General features: G+C 40.9%; 13 protein-coding genes, 1 tRNA gene and 1 pseudogene. 5 read left to right on the plus strand and 10 right to left on the minus strand.

All coding sequences use genetic code 11. The annotated features are described in order from the left end of the window. Nucleotides 1-149: 149 nt before the first annotated feature. Nucleotides 150-2,978 carry a DUF3131 domain-containing protein gene (locus HWQ42_RS25900; RefSeq protein WP_292817083.1) on the minus strand — a complete coding sequence of 943 codons (2,829 nt, stop codon included), beginning with the start codon at nt 2,976-2,978 and terminating at the stop codon, nt 150-152. 432 nt (nt 2,979-3,410) lie between these two features. Between HWQ42_RS25900 and HWQ42_RS25905 the strand changes: the two genes are divergently transcribed. Further along, nucleotides 3,411-4,685 carry a hypothetical protein gene (locus HWQ42_RS25905; RefSeq protein ID WP_292817084.1) on the plus strand — a complete coding sequence of 425 codons (1,275 nt, stop codon included), beginning with the start codon at nt 3,411-3,413 and terminating at the stop codon, nt 4,683-4,685. Between the two features lie 30 nt (nt 4,686-4,715). On the opposite strand, the gene HWQ42_RS25910 is transcribed toward HWQ42_RS25905, so the two are convergent. The 3 genes from HWQ42_RS25910 to HWQ42_RS25920 all read right to left on the minus strand — a co-directional run bounded on the left by HWQ42_RS25910 (nt 4,716) and on the right by HWQ42_RS25920 (nt 7,927). Beyond that, the gene (locus HWQ42_RS25910; protein ID WP_292817110.1) at nt 4,716-5,390 is read right to left on the minus strand and encodes an S-layer homology domain-containing protein; all 675 of its coding nucleotides are present in this window, start codon (nt 5,388-5,390) and stop codon (nt 4,716-4,718) included. Between the two features lie 291 nt (nt 5,391-5,681). Further along, nucleotides 5,682-7,148, minus strand: coding sequence for an N-6 DNA methylase (locus tag HWQ42_RS25915; RefSeq protein WP_292817085.1), 1,467 nt, complete (start codon nt 7,146-7,148; stop codon nt 5,682-5,684). Beyond that, nucleotides 7,145-7,927: a restriction endonuclease subunit S gene (locus HWQ42_RS25920; RefSeq protein ID WP_292817086.1), complete on the minus strand. Its 783-nt coding sequence runs from the start codon at nt 7,925-7,927 to the stop codon at nt 7,145-7,147. Before HWQ42_RS25920 ends, HWQ42_RS25915 begins: the two co-directional genes overlap by 4 nt. A 53-nt stretch (nt 7,928-7,980) precedes the next feature. Here HWQ42_RS25920 and HWQ42_RS25925 point away from each other — a divergent pair, with 53 nt between their 5' ends. From HWQ42_RS25925 to HWQ42_RS25935, 3 genes are all read left to right on the plus strand, one after another. Beyond that, nucleotides 7,981-8,367 carry a hypothetical protein gene (locus tag HWQ42_RS25925; RefSeq protein WP_292817087.1) on the plus strand — a complete coding sequence of 129 codons (387 nt, stop codon included), beginning with the start codon at nt 7,981-7,983 and terminating at the stop codon, nt 8,365-8,367. A 300-nt stretch (nt 8,368-8,667) separates the two neighbouring features. Beyond that, nucleotides 8,668-9,378 (plus strand): ribose-5-phosphate isomerase RpiA, encoded by a 711-nt coding sequence (gene rpiA, locus HWQ42_RS25930; RefSeq protein ID WP_099099407.1) that lies wholly within the window; start codon nt 8,668-8,670, stop codon nt 9,376-9,378. A gap of 436 nt (nt 9,379-9,814) precedes the next feature. Next, on the plus strand, nt 9,815-11,443 hold the full coding sequence (locus HWQ42_RS25935) for a serine/threonine-protein kinase (RefSeq protein WP_292817088.1): 1,629 nt from the start codon (nt 9,815-9,817) through the stop codon (nt 11,441-11,443). Nucleotides 11,444-11,654: 211 nt separating this feature from the next. Here the strand turns inward: HWQ42_RS25935 and HWQ42_RS25940 are convergent, their stop codons facing one another. The 6 genes from HWQ42_RS25940 to HWQ42_RS25965 form a co-directional block, all read right to left on the minus strand. Further along, nucleotides 11,655-12,836 carry a CapA family protein gene (locus HWQ42_RS25940; RefSeq protein ID WP_292817089.1) on the minus strand — a complete coding sequence of 394 codons (1,182 nt, stop codon included), beginning with the start codon at nt 12,834-12,836 and terminating at the stop codon, nt 11,655-11,657. A gap of 210 nt (nt 12,837-13,046) precedes the next feature. Further along, a tRNA-Ser gene (locus tag HWQ42_RS25945) sits at nt 13,047-13,131 on the minus strand. A 440-nt stretch (nt 13,132-13,571) separates the two neighbouring features. Next, a complete protein-coding gene (locus HWQ42_RS25950) occupies nt 13,572-15,017 on the minus strand; it encodes a PQQ-dependent sugar dehydrogenase (RefSeq protein ID WP_292817090.1) in 1,446 nt (481 codons plus the stop codon). Between the two features lie 102 nt (nt 15,018-15,119). After that, nucleotides 15,120-16,463 carry a DVUA0089 family protein gene (locus tag HWQ42_RS25955; RefSeq protein ID WP_292817091.1) on the minus strand — a complete coding sequence of 448 codons (1,344 nt, stop codon included), beginning with the start codon at nt 16,461-16,463 and terminating at the stop codon, nt 15,120-15,122. A gap of 657 nt (nt 16,464-17,120) precedes the next feature. Then, nucleotides 17,121-17,927, minus strand: coding sequence for a pentapeptide repeat-containing protein (locus tag HWQ42_RS25960; RefSeq protein WP_292817092.1), 807 nt, complete (start codon nt 17,925-17,927; stop codon nt 17,121-17,123). 10 nt (nt 17,928-17,937) lie between these two features. Continuing rightward, nucleotides 17,938-18,579, minus strand: a complete 642-nt coding sequence (locus HWQ42_RS25965) for a hypothetical protein (RefSeq protein WP_104908762.1) — start codon at nt 18,577-18,579, stop codon at nt 17,938-17,940. A 449-nt stretch (nt 18,580-19,028) separates the two neighbouring features. Between HWQ42_RS25965 and HWQ42_RS25970 the strand changes: the two are divergent. Further along, a pseudogene (locus HWQ42_RS25970) lies at nt 19,029-19,345 on the plus strand (nitrogenase component 1); the annotation flags it as partial. Nucleotides 19,346-19,356 lie beyond the last annotated feature (11 nt).

Raw genomic sequence — 19,356 nt, forward strand, 5'->3', positions numbered from 1 at the left:
AATCAAGGAAACCCTTATGCTGTATTCATTTTTAATTTTTAATTTTTAATTTTTAATCCCGCCTTGCGGTACTAGTACTTGTACAAAACTAGACACTGTATGGGCAATTCATGAATTGCCTCTATCTGAAAATCAGAGTTTCGGTTATGTTATTTTGTGCCAGTTACTAGGTGAGTATTTTCACCATCTGAAACCCAGTAACTTCCAGAGCTATCAGAAGTTAGCTTGATTTGTTGTATGGCGCTGTTTGGTAGGCCTCGCCCAGAATTTCCCTTGGTAAGTGTCTGCCACCAAAGAGATTTCATAGTAGTAATCGGACGAATTAAGGGTTGGTGATTTGTCACATTGTATAGCAAGGATTGCAAAATCATACTGTTGGTGCTGCTGGTAAAACCAACTGCTGTTTTGCCAGTGGTTTCATAGAAGCCCTCATAAAATCCAACTAATGGATTATATAAATCAGTGGTTCCTTGCAGTAATTGTTGACTATACTTATTTTCTGGAAGCAGGGCATTATAGGCAAAAGCTACTGCTGTACTTACCAATCGCCCCTTGGGTACTGGTTTACCGTCATCTCCTAAAGCTACCCAAGACTCCCCTTCTGCAGTAATTGTACTGTGGACATTGTAAGGCTTACGATCGATTAAAGTGGTGGCTGAGGCTGTGAGGGTGCCGGTGCGACGGTAACGTTCAGCTTGTGCTTGAAAAATTGGTTCAAAGAGCGATCGCATTTTTGGATCTAATCCAAACTCCAATGCATAGAGTACAAAAGGATTGCTAACTGTGTATTGGTTTTTAGAATTAGTATCTGTGCGATGGCGTTGAATTGGGACTTTCAATCCCTCCACTGAGGCAGTTTGATATTCACCCCCAACAGCAGAACGCTCAAGATTAAACCCCCATAATTGAAAAGCACGAGCGGCATATTCCTCATAACCCAAGCGGGCTTCGGGGTTAACGCGGGTGAGATATCGCCCATCTTGTTCTTTGGTAACGGTGGCACTAGAAAGAATACCTTCGCGCACCACACGCAAGTATGACCAATCCAGGACAATTTTATCTACAGCAGCCGTGTATTCTGGATGACAGCTTTTTAAGTTGTAAAGCGCTGCCAGCATTCTACCTAAATCTAAAGCTGACCAACCGTTTCCTGCGGGAACTGGATTGCCACCATAATCGATTGGTTGGAGTGATCGCGTATCATAACTCCGACTCGGCAATTCCCCAGCAAATAACGGTAACTTTGTTAAAGCTCCCAAGAGATGGCGGGTGCGCTGGTCAAATTCTTTGGGGGTAATTGTATCGAGCGATCGCGCTGCATGGAGTGCTGCGAGATAATCTCCCAATCCCCAGAGGGTTGCACCTTTGAAATCACTGCGATCGTCTATCAGCCCACTCTTGGAGTGATAATTCGCTTGAAAGTATCGCCAAGCCGCTTCTGCATAACGCCGTTCAACAGCCGTTAGCGATCGATCTAGTTTCAGGTTAGATGATGGCTGGGGACTATCCACTGGTGGAATAGGTGCAACAGCGACTTCTGTAGGTTTAGAAGTTGCGATCGGAGTTGTAACATTAGGATTCGCTTGATTTGCAGGGATTGCGATCGGAGTTATAACAGTAGAATTCGATTGATTTGCAGGGATTGTTGGAGAAGCATTTTCACTAGGCTTGCTAGTAGACACACTCGCAGAAGTGGAAGCAATTAAAGGGTGATTTCCCCTAGCTTTGTAGTATAAAATCTCCAAGATTAACCCATTAGTATTACCAGTCAAAGCTTTATTGGGTTGTTTTGATTCTTCATAGATCCCAGCATAGTAACCACTATCATCAGGACTGCGGAGATCCTTGACTGCATCAAAAACTTTTTGGGCATAAGCATTATCTGGAAACAGATAGCGCCAGCCAAAAGCAGCTTTTGTACTGAGGCTGCGAAACTGTGGGTAAGGTTGATTAGCATCGGTAATAGTTGCCCAATTTGTACCGTTGGCGTAAACGGTGTTGTAGAGAAAATAAGGTGCTTGGTCGATATTATCCTCTGTTACCGCAGTTAACTGACCTGTGGTATCAAAACGCCGTTTTTGCACATCTAAAACCCTAGCAGCAAAATCAGCTAATTCACCTTGCAAGCCAAATTCAATCCCATCAAGAATATAAGACTCACTCACAACGTAATTATTAGCGTTGGTGCTTTGAAAGTCACGGCTATCAACAGGAATTTGCACACCATTAATTTCAACTAACTTAAACGGTTCTAAGGCAATAGCTTTGGGTGCTGAGAAACCCCAAAGTTGATAACCTCTAGCGCCGTATTCTTCGTAGCCGAGTCGTCCTTCTTGCACTAGTAAGGTTTTGTTATCAGGGAGAACAGTAGCGCCAAAAAGTTGTCCATCTTTGAGCGATCGCGCCACCTGCCACTTCGCTATAATTCCTTTAAGCCAGTCATTATATTGAGGATGACAGTTACGGATGACATCAAACGCAGCCAGTATTCGCCCAACATCCAAAGCAGACCAGCCAAGACCACGCTCTAGTGGATTGTTACCATAATCAACCATCTGTGCGGTGGCTGCGTTATAGACTTTATTTGGTAAGGCATCTTCAAATAACTTTAGGCTGCTAAGAGTTGTCAAAAACTTATTGAGGCGGGAATCGAAGTCTGCTTGATCGGTAAGATTCAACCATCGTGCAGCATTCAATGCCATCAGGTAGTTACCCATATCCCAGAGTGTACCTGAAGGATAACCCCCAGTAGAATTGGTAAATCCCGTTGCTGGCTGATAATTTTTGACAAAATACTGCCAAGCCGCACGCGCATAAGTTTGTTCTTCAGATGTAAGCGGGATTGTAATATTGCTACAGCTATTGGAATTTTGCGATAAGACTGGTGTCGGGATGTAAAACAAAAATTGCAGAAATGTTCCAACTAGGAACAATGCAATCCATCTCAACAGCTTTTGTTGAGGGAGTTTGTATATCATAATTAAAAGAAGGAATTAAGAGCTTCATAGCCCGTCTGTACAGTTATAATTCATAAATCTGGTTTTATCAGGTCTAGAAAATAGACTTAGCGATCGCTTTAGTCAATGGCGGTCAACTATTGCACCGCAGAGATGCCACCTCTACTAATCTGTCGGTTATTCATAGAGAAAATCAAGATAGCGAAAATGGAAACTGGGGCGATCGCAGCTAAGATACTCAAAATTATTTTTAATACTAAACCGTTTAGTCTAAAATAGTGATTAGTAAATTTTTGACTTACTTATAACTAATAATTTCTTGAGAAGTTACGATGAAATCACAATCGAACTTTAGTTAAAATATTTCCTTCCCAGGCAAATAAAAACATCAAACAGCAATGCCTCTTCCGTCGAATTTTACCAATTTATAGTAAATCTCACTTAGCAAATCCCATGCCACATCGTCATTATCCTCCCGCTTACTTACGCTATCTCAAAGCCAGGTTATGGAATCTAGGGCGGCCTGGTTTTTGGGGAACTGCGATTTTTTTATCTGTAGTTGGGCTAGCAACCTGGGAATACTGGTCAAACCCAGATATTTTCGTTTATAAGCAAAAAAAACCAGTCGTTTTACAAAAGTCTGCTGATTCTTCCCTGTCAGAAGAAAACAAAGCTATTGCAGCAGATATTGATAACCTACCAGTTTTATTTAATGACTTTGAGCAAGGAACTCTCTCATCAACGGCAAATGCGCCTGAACAACAGACTGAGGCAAAAAAGAGCAAAGACTCATTAGATGATGTAATTAACAAACAAAAGTCTACTAATAATACCAAATTAAATACTGGTTTAGGTGTTAACGGCGACACCTCCCCAGCCGCGAAAAATCCCTTTGTCCAACAAACAGACAATTTATTGCGTACTGGAACAGTTGATAGTAGTAACCCGTTTCTAGGTCTTAAAACCTTAAATACGGCATCTGAACCAACAGGGGGAGACCAAACATCTTCTAGCTTGGGTGTTGGATTCACTAATCAAACCAATAAGAATCAAAATTCTCTCTCTATCAACCCTCTGCAAGCAGCGCTTAATCAATCGACAAACCAGAAATTGTCTAGCTTCAGTAGTAACACTGCAACTCAGACAAATGCTGTAGGGCAAGTCTCCGCTCCAGGAACAACCTTAATGCCACCCATCAATAGCTTAACCAGTCAGAATTCTCTACCAAACACTCGGTTAACTACTGGGACAGGTAACACATCAACGGGTACGAACTTACCACAAAATCCCTACACTAATTTAAATAACGGTCAAGTAGTGCCTAATAATGGGTTAACTACGGGTACAAACTTACCGCAAAATCCCTACAATCCCTACACTAATTTAAATAACGGTCAAGTAGTGCCTAATGTAGCACCAAGTAGTACTGTACCTTACTCTAGCCAAAGTCCGAGTCAAAGTGTTGTCACACCCACAAACCCTGTAGGGTATGGGAATTATGGCTTGCAGCAGCCGATGCAATCACCACAATCTACCTATGGGAATTATGGCTTGCAGCAACCGACGCAACCACCGCAATCTAATTATGGGAATTATGGCTTGCAACAACCGACCCAACTACCACAACCTAATTATGGGAATAATGTGTTGCAACAACCAACACAGTCTAATTCCTTATATCTTCTTCGCCAACTTCGAGACAAGTATAAAAATCCGGGTCAAAACTGATTTTCAGTACGTTGGTTAGAAAAAGTCTAGCTAAGGTGATTGTGGGCTATTTGGAATCATCGGAACTTCTGGTGTTTCGGGTTGTTGCTGTTGTCGTTGCAAATATTTACTCAATACATAAGCCATATCCCCACGGGTTACGGGTTTTAATGGGAAAATATTGCCTTGAGCATCTGTATTCAGAAATCCCTCAGTAGCTACTGTAGCGATCGCTTTTCTAGCCCAAGTTGGGATAGACTTTTCATCTGGATGTGAAGCTAGAATCTCATTCACAGCGGCATCAGGAAACTGAAATACACCATAAGCCTGGGCAAAAATAGCCAAAGCTTCTGCCCTTGTCACTTTTTGGTTAGGGAAGAATTCATTGCCCCGATAGCCTTTCATGATGTCAGTTTTTAAGACTGTCTGTATATCATTAAATGCCCAATAAGAACGAGGAACATCTGGAATAGTTAAATTTTCTTTGGTAACAGCTTCTCTTTTATCTAGGCGAAATGCTTTTACCATAATCGAGGCTAATTCTGCCCGACTCAGTAACCTTTCTGGATAAAATTTGCCATCGGGAAAGTTTGTCATCCATTTGACAGCAGTTACTTGTTGAATGGAATCAGCTGGGATTCCAGAAGTAGATTCTGATACTTGAGCAATTGCTGGCAAGCTTTGTAGTACTGCCATTAAAGAGAGAGTAATTGAAAGCTGACGCATCATAATAACCACTTTTAGCTGCTAACGTGAATTAAAAAAAACTACGTTACTGAGGTTAACGCAAAATTTGGTATTCCTAATAACCTGTAACTCAGTTGATGACGAATTTAAGCTGGGTAATGTTGCATATCTGCTTGTTGTGGGTTGTATATTTAGACTGCCATTATCAAGTTAAGCATGAGGCTGACTTGAAAAAGTTTTTAGTAGGGTGTGCAGCCTAGTCCTTTTAAGGGGGTGCAAATATGGTAAACCCTTATTTTTCATCCTAATTTATTTTGCGATCGCTTGTAGTTAGTCACTTAATTTTATTCCTAATTCACGCAAGTATTTATTAATACACTTCTCGGCTTCAGCACGTTGAGCCTCTAATTCGCGCAGCTTGATAATCTCCGCCTCAATATCAATTTTGTCATTTTCATCCTTCGGGGTTAGGACATAGCGGTTGATATTGAGAATATATTCATTAGCAGCTAGTTCTTCCAGAGCTACGACTTTAGCATATCCCTCTTCATCTTGAAAGGCTTGGTAAGCTGTGATTATATGAGTGATATCTTCTTCACGCAGGTAATTTTGATTACGGCTCTTTTGATATTCATTGCTAGCATTAATGAACAAAACTTTATTTCTACGGTTTTCTTGCTTATCCCGATTAAAAATCAAAATAGCGGTAGGAATACCTGTGCCATAAAGTAAGTTGGGTGCAAGACCAATTACTGCTTCAATTAAATCAGATTCAATAATCCTTCTGCGAATCTCACTTTCTGCGCCTCCACGAAATAAAACTCCAAGTGTAACTACTACCCCAGCTTTGCCAGTGTTTTTAAGTGTGGCTAGTATGTGCTGAATAAAAGCAAAGTCACCACTGCCTCTAGGAGGAATTCCATAGCGAAAGCGATCATAAATATCAATTTTAGCTAGCTCATAACCCCACTTATCGACCCTAAACGGAGGATTAGAAATTACTCTGTCAAAAAGCATTAATTTACCGTTTTCAACTAGTTGTGGTTCACGGATAGTATCCCCCAGTCGGATGTCAAAATCAAAAATATCGTGCAAAAGTAAATTAATTTTGGCAAGGCTAAAAGTCTTCTGGTTTATATCTTGTCCATAAAGCAGTAAATTATTTGGCTTATTTCCTAAATATTTAATTTGCTTGATACATTCAGTCAAAATACCTCCCAATCCACAAAAAGGATCACAAATACTCATTCCTGGTTGTGGTTCAAGCAGACGTACTAAGAGTTCTGCTACCTTCTGCGGAGTAAAAAACTCTCCAGACATTTTACCAAGAATAGCTGTGAGTTGTGCAATTAAGTATTCACAAGCTTTTCCTAATAAGTCTGGTTCAGCAAAGTATTTATTCTGGAGTTTAATCTCTGATAGATGCCAAATCAATTGGCGTAGTATTTTATCTTGCTTTTTAATATCAACCTGAGGCTGGTTATGTTCAAAATTATAATTTATGAAAATTCCTTGTAATTCTTTTAGTCCTGGGTTATAAGTTTCAATAGCTCTACCGGCTTCATTAAGTGCCTGACCAATATTTTCAGGTATTTGCTGTAAATAATTCCATTGAGAAATTGCAGGAAGAAAAAAGCGTGGTTTGGCTTTATAAGATTCTTCCTCAAATAAATCAGAGAATCGCTTGAGAAGCAGAAGCCTGAACAAATAGTTAATATAATCATCACCGTTAGAAACCCCCCGTAGGATACTAGCAGCAGTCCAAAGTATATCTTTCAAGTATTCTAAAGTAATCATTGCTGTCCTTCCAAAGTTTGAAAAAGAGCAAATTCTGATAAATTATTTCGTGTGTCTAAAATTTCCAAGGTAATGCGGTTAGCTTTTTCAGTAGCTAAAAAAAGTTTAGCTAATTTATTTTGAGTCTCCAAATTAGGTAATGGAATCTTGAGACTACGTAATTGAGAAATTGGAATCAATTGAATGGTAGAAGATTGCAAGTACAAAGTGGCTAGTTGCTGTTCTAGCCATTTTGAACGCATTAAAACTGCCAAATACACAGGATCAATTTGTACTATGGGGCGGATAACAGCCACGTTATTGCTCGCCAAGCTCCCTTCTAATTTATCTGTAACTACTGACGCTTTTAGAAGCGTACCTCGGTTAGAAATCACGACATCGCCAGTTTTTATTCGATACCGCTCAAGGTCAGATAAGCGTAACTGAACCACACTTGGGTTACGTTCAATGTATAGGTACTCAAGATCAGACAAGCTAACAACGCGCTCTGGTCTACCGTTATCGTCTGCATAACGGCTAAGTGTAATTCCTTGGAATATTTCCCCTATTTTCTGAAGAGGCAGAACTGAATGAGACATAAATCTGCTAAAATATCTATTAATAAGCAGTAAGTTACTTATTGCAATTGAAGTAATACGCTTACTGTTTGGCAGTCTAGCATAGAGCTTGCTAGAATATCCGCAACCAGATTGTAAAACCATGAAAAAAACGCTAGCTGGAGTACCAGTCCAGCAGCGTTGTCTTAATTTCAAAGGTTTGTAATTTGGTTGTCCATCCATTAACGGTCAGGCGCACTGCCTGTTGACCGTCAATTTAATTTGAGGAAAAATTTATGATCTCTCCACCGAATAATCCTAACTCAGATGACTCTCAGTCAGACCCTCTGACATTTTTATCTATGGTGATTAACCGAGAAGATGGGCGTGAGATTCTCAACAAATCCGTCGAATTTCTCGCGCGGATTAGCTATATCCAGCAAGATCAGGCTGAGGCTGTACGCCAAAAAAGGGTTGAGGCTGAGGCACAACAAAAGATTGAAACTGAGGCTAAGGCTTGTAAAATCCTTATGGCAATAACCATAGAACACGCCAAGAGTCAGGGACTTGACCCTTATAAAGACTTGGACAAACTCCAAAGCAAAAGTTATAACCAGCTTTGTGCTTACGTTAAGCGGCGTTTTCCAGAATTGAGTAATCGTATCCCGCTATATCCTGCTTAAGGTCTTATAATTTTCACTATGGAACACCAAAATGTCTCACACATGACACTTTGGTGTTCTATTTCCATCAGCAAAAATTATTCACAAGCTTTTGAGTGTAAAAACTGTAGTGTTATTAAAGATAGAGATTTCAATGTATCTTTAAACTTGAAAAAGTATCTTTCTTTGGCTTGGCTTGACCAAAAACACGAGTCGAAAAAGTGTTGCTGACGCTCTCTTATGAAGCTGGAAATAAACAGTAAAAGGTGTGTAACTTAGGTTATGTTCATCTTAGATAAGTTTTATGGAGCAGTTTTGGCAATGACAGCAGCAGCAGATCCCGTAAAGTTAATGAAGCAAGAAGTTGGCAAAGCCGCCGCCGCCCTAGTCAAATCGGGTTCCATTGTGGGGTTGGGTACGGGGTCAACTACAGCATATACGATTCAGTTTTTAGGCGATCGTCTCAAGTCTGGTGAACTCAAAGATATCATTGGTATACCTACCTCGTTTCAGTCAGAAGTGCTAGCGAAACAGTATGGTGTCCCTCTCGCCACCTTGGATGCAATTGACCACATCGATATTGCCATTGATGGCGCAGATGAAGTCGATCCGCAGAAGAATTTGATTAAAGGCGGTGGTGCAGCACATACCCGCGAAAAAGTCGTAGACTACCTAGCAGAACAGTTCATCGTTGTGGTAGACAGTGGCAAGTTAGTAGAACGCTTAGGTTCTAGTTTCGCTGTACCCGTGGAAGTGATTCCAATGGCGATTACCCCTGTCACCAATGCCATCAAAAAACTTGGTGGCAAACCAGAACTCCGTATGGGTGTAAAAAAAGCTGGGCCAGTAATCACTGACCAAGGCAACTTTGTCTTAGATGTCAGATTTGACTCTATTGAAGATCCAGCCGGACTAGAAAAGACATTGAATAACATTCCCGGCGTTCTGGAAAATGGTATCTTTGTGAACTGTGTCGATTTAGTTTTAATTGGTGAAGTCAAAGATGGTCAGCCATTAGTGCGGCAACTGTAAAAATTTTGGATTTTAGATTTTGGATTTTAGATTTCAGAGACTTCTAAAATCCAAAACTAAGCAAGATTCCAGTGAGTTTAAACAGAAATTTCACAAAATTCGCCAGTTGTACATCATTCATTCTGAATTCTGACTCCTGAATTCTGTTTTGACACTAAACTTTAGCCTAATTTTCTATAAAACTGAAAAAATAGCCTTACCCCGTCTTCCAGTTTAGGCTTGCCGCACTCCCGCGTTATCATCTGAGAAAGATAAAACTGTTGTGCTCATGGGGAGGTCTTTCTCACTTCAGGAATTCCAACAACTAAATCATCCCGTAAAATAGACAGGCAAGAACCCTGCCCAATAAAAATATGGGAAAATTTTTGGGAAATCCCTCAAGACTCAGGACTCGCTACTTATCTGCTCACTCAGGACTCAGGACTCAGGACTCTTTATGTTAGCAGGCACAATTTTGCAGGATGGAAAATATACCCTAATTCAAGAAATAGGGCGGGGTGGCTTTGGCATTACCTTTAAAGCTACGCATCACTACTTGGGTCAGGAGGTAGTGATGAAAACCATCAACGAACGGCTGCGACAACATCCTGATTTTGCCAAATTCGAGCGCCAATTCCAAGATGAAGCCAGACGATTAGCTACGTGTATTCACCCAAATATAGTCCGAGTTAGTGACTTTTTTGTAGAAGCTGGACTGCCTTACATGGTGATGGAATACATTCCTGGCGAAACCTTGGGAGACGCATTTGTATTGCCAGGGATAACTCTGCCAGAAGCCACAGCAATTCATTACATCCGCCAAATTGGGGCAGCATTGCAGGTAGTACACAACAACGGCTTGTTACACCGCGATGTCAAACCAGATAATATTATTCTTCGTCAAGGAACACAGGAAGTAATACTAATTGATTTTGGCATTGCCAGGGAATTTAATGGCGGTGTCAGACAGACTCACACAGGTTTGGTTTCTGAGGGTTATTCTCCCATTGAGCAGTATATGACGCAAGCGGCGCGTACACCCGCCACTGATGTTTATGGTTTAGCAGCGACTTTGTATGCACTGTTGACAGCCCAAGTTCCCATGCCAGCATTATTGCGCGATCGCGAACAAATGCCTTCCCCCCGCGAACTGCAACCACACTTGAGTGCTGCTGTCAACCAGGCGGTAATGCGCGGTATGGCGGTAGAGTCTCGTTTTCGGCCAGCGACAGTTGCTGAGTGGCTGCAATTGCTACCTGGAAATGGGGTGAATGGAACACCGCAAGTTTTACCCACTTACGCAGTGCCAACTGTCAATTTATCTGCCCAGCAGGCAGCAACTGTAATTGGGAAAACAGCCCAAAATTCTATTTATAGACCATCTGTGCTGGCGCAGCCCAACCCAGGCATGGTTAAGGAAACTTTACTGGCTAAAAAGCTGGGGTCATCTAAAGTATTTATTGGTATGGGTGTAGCCCTAGTTGCTGCTACAGCAGGTTTTGGGATCGCCAGTATATTACCCAAATTTCAGCAGCCGACTGCCAAGCCACTTGTTGAAAAGCCAACTCAAGAATCAGGCGCGAAAGCACCTAATTTTGATAGTACATCTTCACCCGGAGGCGAAGAGACTGACACTACCTCAAGAACCGAATCAGCACCTGCTTCTAATTCCAAGCAGCGTCGGCGCAATCGCCGTTCTTCCCAAGAAGAATCTGCTAGCCCCAACCCTACAAAAGAATCGCAACGCGGTGATTCCGAACAATCCACACCTTCACCTAGCGTTTCCCCCACACCCTCCTTAGTAGAGAAACTACGGGCAATCCGCTCATCTCGAAAAGCTTCCCCCGCACCATTGCCATTCCCACAAAATAACTTACCCGCTTCTAGTCAAAATCCTGCTTCCCCTCAATCCGTAAGTCCATCAAAACCTGTACTTCTTATACCACCAGAACCACCAACAGAATCCAAACAATCAGATCCTTCTGCTGTGGTAGTACCAACACTGGAAAAGCAAAATTCACCTACTAATAGCCAACCCCAGAATATTCAGAAGTTTGAGGAAAAACCGCAAGATGACAATAACTAGTGCCGCAAGGCGGAATTAAAAATTAAAAATTAAAAATGAATACAGGATAAGGGTTTCGTTGATTTGGAATGATTGGTTTATTTCCGCCATGTTGTACTACTCAATTTTTTATTTTTAATTTGGGATTTTGGTGAAGCAGCGCGGTGAGTCCAGCACAGCGCTGACTCCTATTAGCTAATTACGAATTACGAATTACGAATTACGAATTATTTTAGGAAGGATTAAGTTTATTCTGTACAACAACTTCCCCTTTCTTATTAATCTTCACCGGATTCTGGGGAAAAGCTTGATTATTCAAATAACGCATAAGTTTTACAGTCTGAAAACTCCGATCGATATGAGGAATTCCCTGCCGATCCATGCGAACGGGAATAATTTTACTTGATACCAAATTTCCTGCTGAGTTGAGTTTGACTTCTAAAATCATGGAGTCACCTGTTTGGGCATTAGTAGATAAAGTTCGATATCCCAAAAAGTTTCCTAAAGAATAGGCAATGATTTTTCCCTGATAAATTTCCATCGCTCTGGGAACGTGAGGGCCATGTCCTAGTACTAAGTCTGCTCCGGCATCAATCATGTTTCGAGCAAACGCGATCGCATTACCTCGGTTTTCTCCATAAAAAAACTCTGTTTGATTCTTAACGTGTAGTGCGCCTGTTCCTTCTGCTCCAGCGTGCATCGATACTACTACAATATTGGCTTTATTTTTGGCTTCTGCCACGAGCGCTTTAGCTGCTCCTAAATTATGGATGGAATTATACATTTCATAAGGAGAAAACCCGATCATTGCCACGGGGATTTTGTTAGCTTTCAAATAAAGAATTTGATTTTTATGACCTAATGTTGCAATGCCCACAGCCTGAAGATTTTTCATTGTATCTTTGAACCCTACCGGGCCAAAGTCCATAGCATGGTTATTTGCCATATTGAACACATTAAAACCAGCTTCAGCAAAAAGCTGGGCGTATGCAGGTGGAGAGCGAAAGGCAAAGACTTGTCCTCGACTAATATCTTTGGCTGTATAGGGATAATTAGTTAAGCTACTTTCAAAATTACCAAACAAGATATCAGATCCTTGCAAGTGAGTTCTCACTGACTTTGGTAATAATTGATCTCGAAAGCGAGGTAATCTATAGTTAGGGAAATTAGTGCCGGGAATAATATCTCCAACGGCTTTGATGGTAATAGTATCTGGAAAGGTTTGTTGTTGTGTTTTTGATGGCGTAAGTTCAGGAATAACTAATGGAAATCGCACAGGCTCAGTAGGTGTAGTAGCAGCGTTTAATCGCTGTGATTGCCCAAGCCGGATAATGACTCCTATACTAATACCCAAATATAAACTAATGCTGATAAAACTAAATGAAAATACTCGCCCCAAGCTGCGATCTACCATCGTTCACTCCTCACACGATTGGCATTAGTTTATCCCAAAAATCTGTGTTGGCGGTGTATCTTTTAGTGTTTTTTGATAAATATCGGACTACGTAAATATTGAGCGATAATCCTATCTCACTTGCAAACAAACACACAAGTTGCTCAATATCCTTGCTAAAGTTAGGCAAATTTCAGCCACATTGTAGTAAATTTTCAGTAATCTTTTGAACGGAGAGGGGGGGATTCGAACCCCCGTTGGGTTTCCCCAAAACGCATTTCGAGTGCGTCACCATGAACCGCTCGGACACCTCTCCAACTATTTATTCAGACATTTGAGTATCTATTCTACATGCAAATGCTGTAAATTTGGGGAAATCTTACTGGATTTCCTGGATCATTATAGCATTATCGCTTTTTTTGCGTAATGCAATTCTTCAAGAGGACCAGTACTCAAGCCCAAGACATTTTCCATCATGGCGATTAGACATCTCCGAAATAGAATGTAGAGACATAGCACAGCCACATCTCTACAAGGGTTATAAATAACGCATATTTAATTTCTGGAGATGTCTATTGGTGAAATTAACTGACGAGTCAATTAGACGCAGAGATTTATATAAAGGTGTGAAAAAACTTTTCTCATACCAGGACGAGGGGTGTAAGAAAGCGATTAAACAGGAGTACGAGCTTGTTTCAATCGGGATAGCTTGGGTGTCTAATTTCGACTAAGTAATGCATAAATACCCAATTTGTTTTACTTGGTAGGCATAGAGACTTCCCAAATTCCTTGATTTCCACCATATTCGATAACATAAATCTTATTGGCAATAATCTCAGCATCAATGGGATTACTAAAACCTGTTACCAGGCGCGTAGCATTAAGTTTATAGTTGGTATTTCCTACTTTAGTTAACTTTAAATGCAGTAGGTCTTGGCTGGCATCTTTAAAAGGGCCTATTAGTGTTTCCCCAGTGGGATCGCCTGCTGTCCAACTCAGCATAAATCCATCTCTGTTGAACTCTGGAATCATTACTCCTTGTGTATCAAAAACTAATCCTAAAGGAGAACGGTGTGTTGTAAAAGTGCTAAAAGTTTGTCCAAGAACACTAGCATCTTTGATTTTTCCATCTACAGGATCGCGGTAATTATCTGCATCCGGCCCAAGATTAGGAATTGGTTCAATCAAATTTCCGGTGGGCCGAATAGGAAAGGTTGGATCGTTACGATAGTACCCCCTTTGGATGGCGTTAAATTGAGGGCTTAACAATCGGTCAGTGGCAGGATTATAATTGGAAAATTGTTGTGGATTGTCTGTCCCACCAATACGCCAAGGAAAGCCGTAATTACCACCTAAACGTAGCCAATTTAATTCTTCTGACATGTCGCGATCGGGGCCATTTTCTGTACCAAGTAAATCCCCATTGGGTGCAAATGCCATATCAAAAGTATTGCGTGTTCCTTCTGCAAAAATATAGCCTGCTGTCTTTAAAGTTGCTCGATTGTTTGCCAGAAAGAGATTGTTACCATTGCTAGGAAGACGGAGTATACAGGCGGTTAATCCGACTTCGCGAGTATTGGGATATAGACCATCAACAGATTGAACCTCACCATGATCGGTACGAGAACCGCTATTCACATAGATAAAATTACCGTCCAGGCTAACAACTACGCCGTTGAAGCGATGGTCATAAGCTGTTTTACTTTTAGGATAGGCTGCACTCTTAGCTAAGATAGACCAGATACGCTGTCCTGTACTCGAATTAATTACACCTTTAACAATAATTGCTTTAGTTTGGTTATTCACAAGGTCTGCATTACCAACTAAATAAATTGTGCCGTTAGGGCCAATGGCTATACCTTGAGTTTCACTTATATTATGATTACTAGAGTCGTACACAAGTGTTTTAGTAGAGGAGCCTAAATTGACTCGATAAATCTCACCATTTCGTTTGAGGTAATAGAGAGTATTGTTTCGTGGATCTTTTACAATCCGCACAGAAGGAGAGACTGATAACGTATTAATAATATTGCGAACCTTGATATCAGGACGCAGGGCTTGAGGTACAACAGTTACTCCGATAGTACTATGATTTAATAAAACTATTGTAAATAATAATGTTATTGTAAATAACAACGTTTTAACAGCAAACTTGCCGAGAAATCTGCCTTTGATTTGGTTAGATAATTTAGTGTTATTCATGATTTTATTGAGAAAGTAGTCAGTTAATTTTGTTGCTAAATCCTCTTGATGAGGGAAAAAATTTTAGAGATTACGGGGTGAAATAAACAATGGGTATTATTCTTATGCCAAACTGACTTCTAGGGTATAAGGAGCAGAGTTGCTGTCACTAGTACCAGAAAAAGTTCCGCCATCTTGAGGAAAGAAAGCATATTTACTCACTGAAATGGAGTATCTACCTGCACCTAGTGAAGCAGTGATTAACGATCCAAAGTCGGGGCCACTGTCGTCGTCACTTTGCAGTAAAGTCCCAGCATTGTTAAACAGTCCAATAACTGTATCATCGGTTGTCATCGCACTGATGGTGACAGTTTTTGGATTTGCTAGAGAAAATGTAAAAAAGTCGAAATCGGGATTGTCCCCTGGTTGAACTGTTACTAACTCACCTGAAAGATTAACGTTTGAGCCAGATGATAAAGAACCCAATGCTTCAGCCCTAGCTAGGGTATTGTTTGTAGCTTGTCGAGCATTTTCCCGCTCGTAGAAGAAGAAGTCGTCACTATCAAGTCTGAGGTTTACTATGCCCTGGACAATACCTATAATTTCATCTGGCTCTGCTCCAGGTTTGTCTAAGAATATTTGTGTGTTGGCTCCAACAATTTGTAGGCGGTAGTCTTTTGGGGAGCCTTTGAGTTCTATTCTGTCTTCGCTACGGTTGAAGTCAGTAATCGTAGCTAAGTCTCCCAAACCAGCATTCGCAGTGTTTTTATCGTCGTAGTAGATATTTCTAGCGTCTCCAAGAGCAAATCTATCTAGCCCAACGCCGCCAGTTAAGGTATCAGTCTCTCCTAATCCCAGTGAAAGTAGACTACCGGGCCAAACACCAATGAGGATATCGTTTCCAGACCCACCATTGAGTATGTCATTGCCAGGCCCGCCCTGTAGGCTATCATTGTCATCCTCACCGTTGAGGATATCATTGCCTACATTACCGTCTAGTGTGTCATTGCCTGCTTTTCCATTTAGAGTGTTATTAAAAGTATTACCAAAGAGAAAGTTGTTCAGACTGTTACCTGTCCCGTTAATGGCGCTAGCTTCCCTCAATGTCAGGTTCTCCAGATTAGCGCCTAGTGTGTAGGTGACAGAAGACCGGACGGTATCTTTGCCTGAATTTACAGCTTCCGTAATGATATCAATAGCGCTGTCAATAATGTAAGTGTCGTCGCCTACTCCCCCATTTAAGCTGTCAGTACCCAAGCCACCATCAAGTGTGTCATTACCAAGACCACCGATTAAACTGTCGTTTCCTGTTCCACCAAATAGATTATCTTTACCAGCCGCACCATTCAGGGTGTCGTTACCAGAAAGACTATTGGCGTTACCATCCTTAGCCCAACCATATATCGTGTCATCTCCCGAAGTCCCATTGATTATGTCAGGAGATGTAGTACCGTAAATAACTGCCATATTTATGATTTTTCCTGAATTCTAACTAATGCCTAAGTTTGGCCTCAGTCAAAGAACTTTTTATAAGTTCAATATTGATTAATTAAAACTGTAAGTTTAAATACAGATATCTTTACTAACCTAATTAATACCAATACACTGAGAAAATATTAGTTATTGATTTGGTTAATTGATTATATAGATGGTAAGTAATTGGGTCAAAATTAATCTAACTAATCTATTTTAATTATTTATTTTTTCCAGTATTCTTGATTTTAACCCCTTCTATAATTATTTATTATCATAAGTTAAAGGTTACGTCAAATTATTTACCAAATCTTAAAAATGCAAATTATATGATTTTTAGTACTGTTAGAAAAATTCGTAAACTTTAATTAAGTATTTTTGAAAATATACTGTTTTTTTAGTAGAATTTACAAGCTTTTTTAGCTGAATGCGATATTCTCGTTAAGTTAGGTTTCAATATCAATTTTTGTTTGGGAAAAAAATATTTTTTATATTAGAGAAATATATCTGAAAATACATAAGTTAAATTGATAGATTATCCAAAAAATTTTGAGCTTAATAACAGTTAAGCTTTACATAAATTTTATATACTTATTGTGGGAAGAGATGCCCAAAAAATGAATCTAAACGTCAATTCCTTGTTGTTGTAAACTAATGGTGTCTTGAAGCGTTAGGCATAATTGTTTCTTGAAGATTTACGCCACTGAGGTTAGCTCCCCGAATATCGGCTCCTCTAAGGTTAGTTCCTCTGAGATTTGCTCCTGCCAAATTCGCGTCTCTAAGGTTAGTCCAACTCAAGTCAGCTTGACTCAAATCAGCTTCACTTAGATTAGCCCGCAATAGGTATGCACCACTGAGGTGAGCCTTGGTCAGATTAGCTTTGTACAGGTCAGCTTTGTAAAGATAAGCCCCTAAAACTTCTGCTTCGTATAAACTCGCCTCGCTGAGATCAGCCGCAATCAAGTTAGCTTCAACGAGGTTGGCAAAAGAGAGGTTAGCCCGCATCAACTTCGCTGCACCTAAATCGGCATCTCTCAAGTTAGCGCCTTTTAAGTCAGTACCAATTAGATTAGCAGATGCGATCGCAGCACCTCTAAGATCCACCTGACTCAAGTCAGCTCCAATCAAATTGGCATGGCTCAAATCCGCCTGCGTAAGTATAGCGCCGCTCAAGTTAGCAACACTGAAGTTAGCCGCACTCAGGTTAGCTTCATTCAGGAAGGCTTTGTAGAGGTTGGCACTACTGAGGTCAGCACTACTAAGGTTTGCTCGCACGAGTAAAGCATTACCCAAATCGGCTTTTCTTAAGTTTACCCCCTGGAGGTTTGCGCCTCTGAGGTTATCGCCTTCCAGATTCGCGGCGCTGAGGTCTGGTTCAATTTGGGGATTTTTCTTTCTCCACTCAATCCATTTCACTGCACCTGCTTTGAGTAAAGTTAGATGCTCTCGATTTGCCATTTTTTCTCCTTTACTCCTGACGCCCACCCAGAGAATTTACCCGACCAGCGACACTTTCAATGGCCGTTAATGCTCCCGCTGCTCCTGCTAGAATATCCTGTTCTTGTCCACCTAAGTAAAGCCGTCCAAAACTACCTACAGCTTGAACTTCAAGAATGTTAATCCTCGCTGCTTTCTCCGCTTCATTGGCAGCCAGTGCAGCGTAAGCAGCAGGCTCCACTTCTAATACATACAGCGTTTGACCTGCTAATAGTAGCTGTCCTCGGCGTGTGCGATTAATCAGTTGTGTTTGATAAGCATCGATGTTGCGGATAATCTGACTAGAAATAACACGCGGTTTCAGACATTCCTCTCTTTTGACTCCCAGTGCCGCCAAAATAGCTTGACCAGCAGCTCGCGTTTCGCCTTGGGAGCTAGAATGAACTTCCAATAGTCCGTATAGTCGTTCAACTACCTGCACTCCCGGACGGACAGAGGCAGATTTCAGGGCTATATCCGTAATCTTATTAATTTCGATACCAGGAGAGATTTCAATCCACAGTGATGTATCTCCTGGTAATGGTAAGAAGCCTTGGGCTACTGTTCCCATATATGCTGCATGTTGAGGTTGCAGGTTGTCGAGAAATACGAAACTGCGTAATTCTATGCCCAAGATTTTGCTCTCCAGTCGTGAGGGTAAAAGTTATCTATATACTGCAAGATATAAGCGCCTAACTTGACAATATAGGGTATAAAGGAGCGGAAAATCCGTCTAACGGATCTACACCCGTGTGTCAAATGGGAATTATAGAAGCCAATGCTTATTTAGAAGACCATCGTCGTCTTGGGATAATATCTACTTTGATCGGACGACATACTTTTTGTTTAACACAGCTGCTTTGTAAACATCTTGACCCTTTTACATTACCCCAGTTTTACCCCAAATATTTATTTCCCCAATATCTCCCAAGTGGAATCGCAAGGATTAGATCCCAATGAATATGCCTCTTTCTAGCTCAAGTTGTTTTTCCCAAAGTATTTTCATCCCGATCCCCCCAATCAGGTAAATAAGCAGATATAAAGCACTTAAACACCTTGCCGTGGTTTGGGATTTCGGCGTGATCGCTAGGAGTTGAAATTCACTCAGCGGTGATGACAACACGCTTTCCTCTGTTAAAAAAACTTCCGATTCCTAGCGTTACTATCGGTGATTTGGAAGACTTTGAGCAACTGGCGGTTGGATCTGATTTGCTAATTACCAACTCTCATGGAGTAGCGATCGCTCAACGCTTAAAAATTCCTCTCTACCGTCAAGGGATTCCCATTTTTAACCGCTTAGATTATGGTCATTTTAGCAAAGTGGCTATCGAGCTACTATGCAACTTTTATTTTATATCGGCAATCTGTTTTTAGAGCAAGAAACAAAGGTTAAGCATTAATATTAGTTATC

The sequence above is a fragment of the Nostoc sp. JL23 genome, from assembly GCF_017115065.1.
GTDB classification, from domain to species: Bacteria; Cyanobacteriota; Cyanobacteriia; order Cyanobacteriales; family Nostocaceae; genus Nostoc; species Nostoc punctiforme_A.

Bases quoted from the DNA above. Each gene is read 5' to 3' on its own strand.
- rpiA (WP_099099407.1), top strand. From the start codon at position 8,668: ATGACAGCAGCAGCAGATCCCGTAAAGTTAATGAAGCAAGAAGTTGGC.
- HWQ42_RS25915 (WP_292817085.1), bottom strand. From the start codon at position 7,148: ATGATTACTTTAGAATACTTGAAAGATATACTTTGGACTGCTGCTAGT.
- HWQ42_RS25910 (WP_292817110.1), bottom strand. From the start codon at position 5,390: ATGCGTCAGCTTTCAATTACTCTCTCTTTAATGGCAGTACTACAAAGC.
- HWQ42_RS25960 (WP_292817092.1), bottom strand. From the start codon at position 17,927: ATGGCAAATCGAGAGCATCTAACTTTACTCAAAGCAGGTGCAGTGAAA.
- HWQ42_RS25925 (WP_292817087.1), top strand. From the start codon at position 7,981: ATGATCTCTCCACCGAATAATCCTAACTCAGATGACTCTCAGTCAGAC.
- HWQ42_RS25905 (WP_292817084.1), top strand. From the start codon at position 3,411: ATGCCACATCGTCATTATCCTCCCGCTTACTTACGCTATCTCAAAGCC.
- HWQ42_RS25935 (WP_292817088.1), top strand. From the start codon at position 9,815: ATGTTAGCAGGCACAATTTTGCAGGATGGAAAATATACCCTAATTCAA.
- HWQ42_RS25950 (WP_292817090.1), bottom strand. From the start codon at position 15,017: ATGAATAACACTAAATTATCTAACCAAATCAAAGGCAGATTTCTCGGC.
- HWQ42_RS25940 (WP_292817089.1), bottom strand. From the start codon at position 12,836: ATGGTAGATCGCAGCTTGGGGCGAGTATTTTCATTTAGTTTTATCAGC.
- HWQ42_RS25955 (WP_292817091.1), bottom strand. From the start codon at position 16,463: ATGGCAGTTATTTACGGTACTACATCTCCTGACATAATCAATGGGACT.
- HWQ42_RS25920 (WP_292817086.1), bottom strand. From the start codon at position 7,927: ATGGATGGACAACCAAATTACAAACCTTTGAAATTAAGACAACGCTGC.
- HWQ42_RS25900 (WP_292817083.1), bottom strand. From the start codon at position 2,978: ATGATATACAAACTCCCTCAACAAAAGCTGTTGAGATGGATTGCATTG.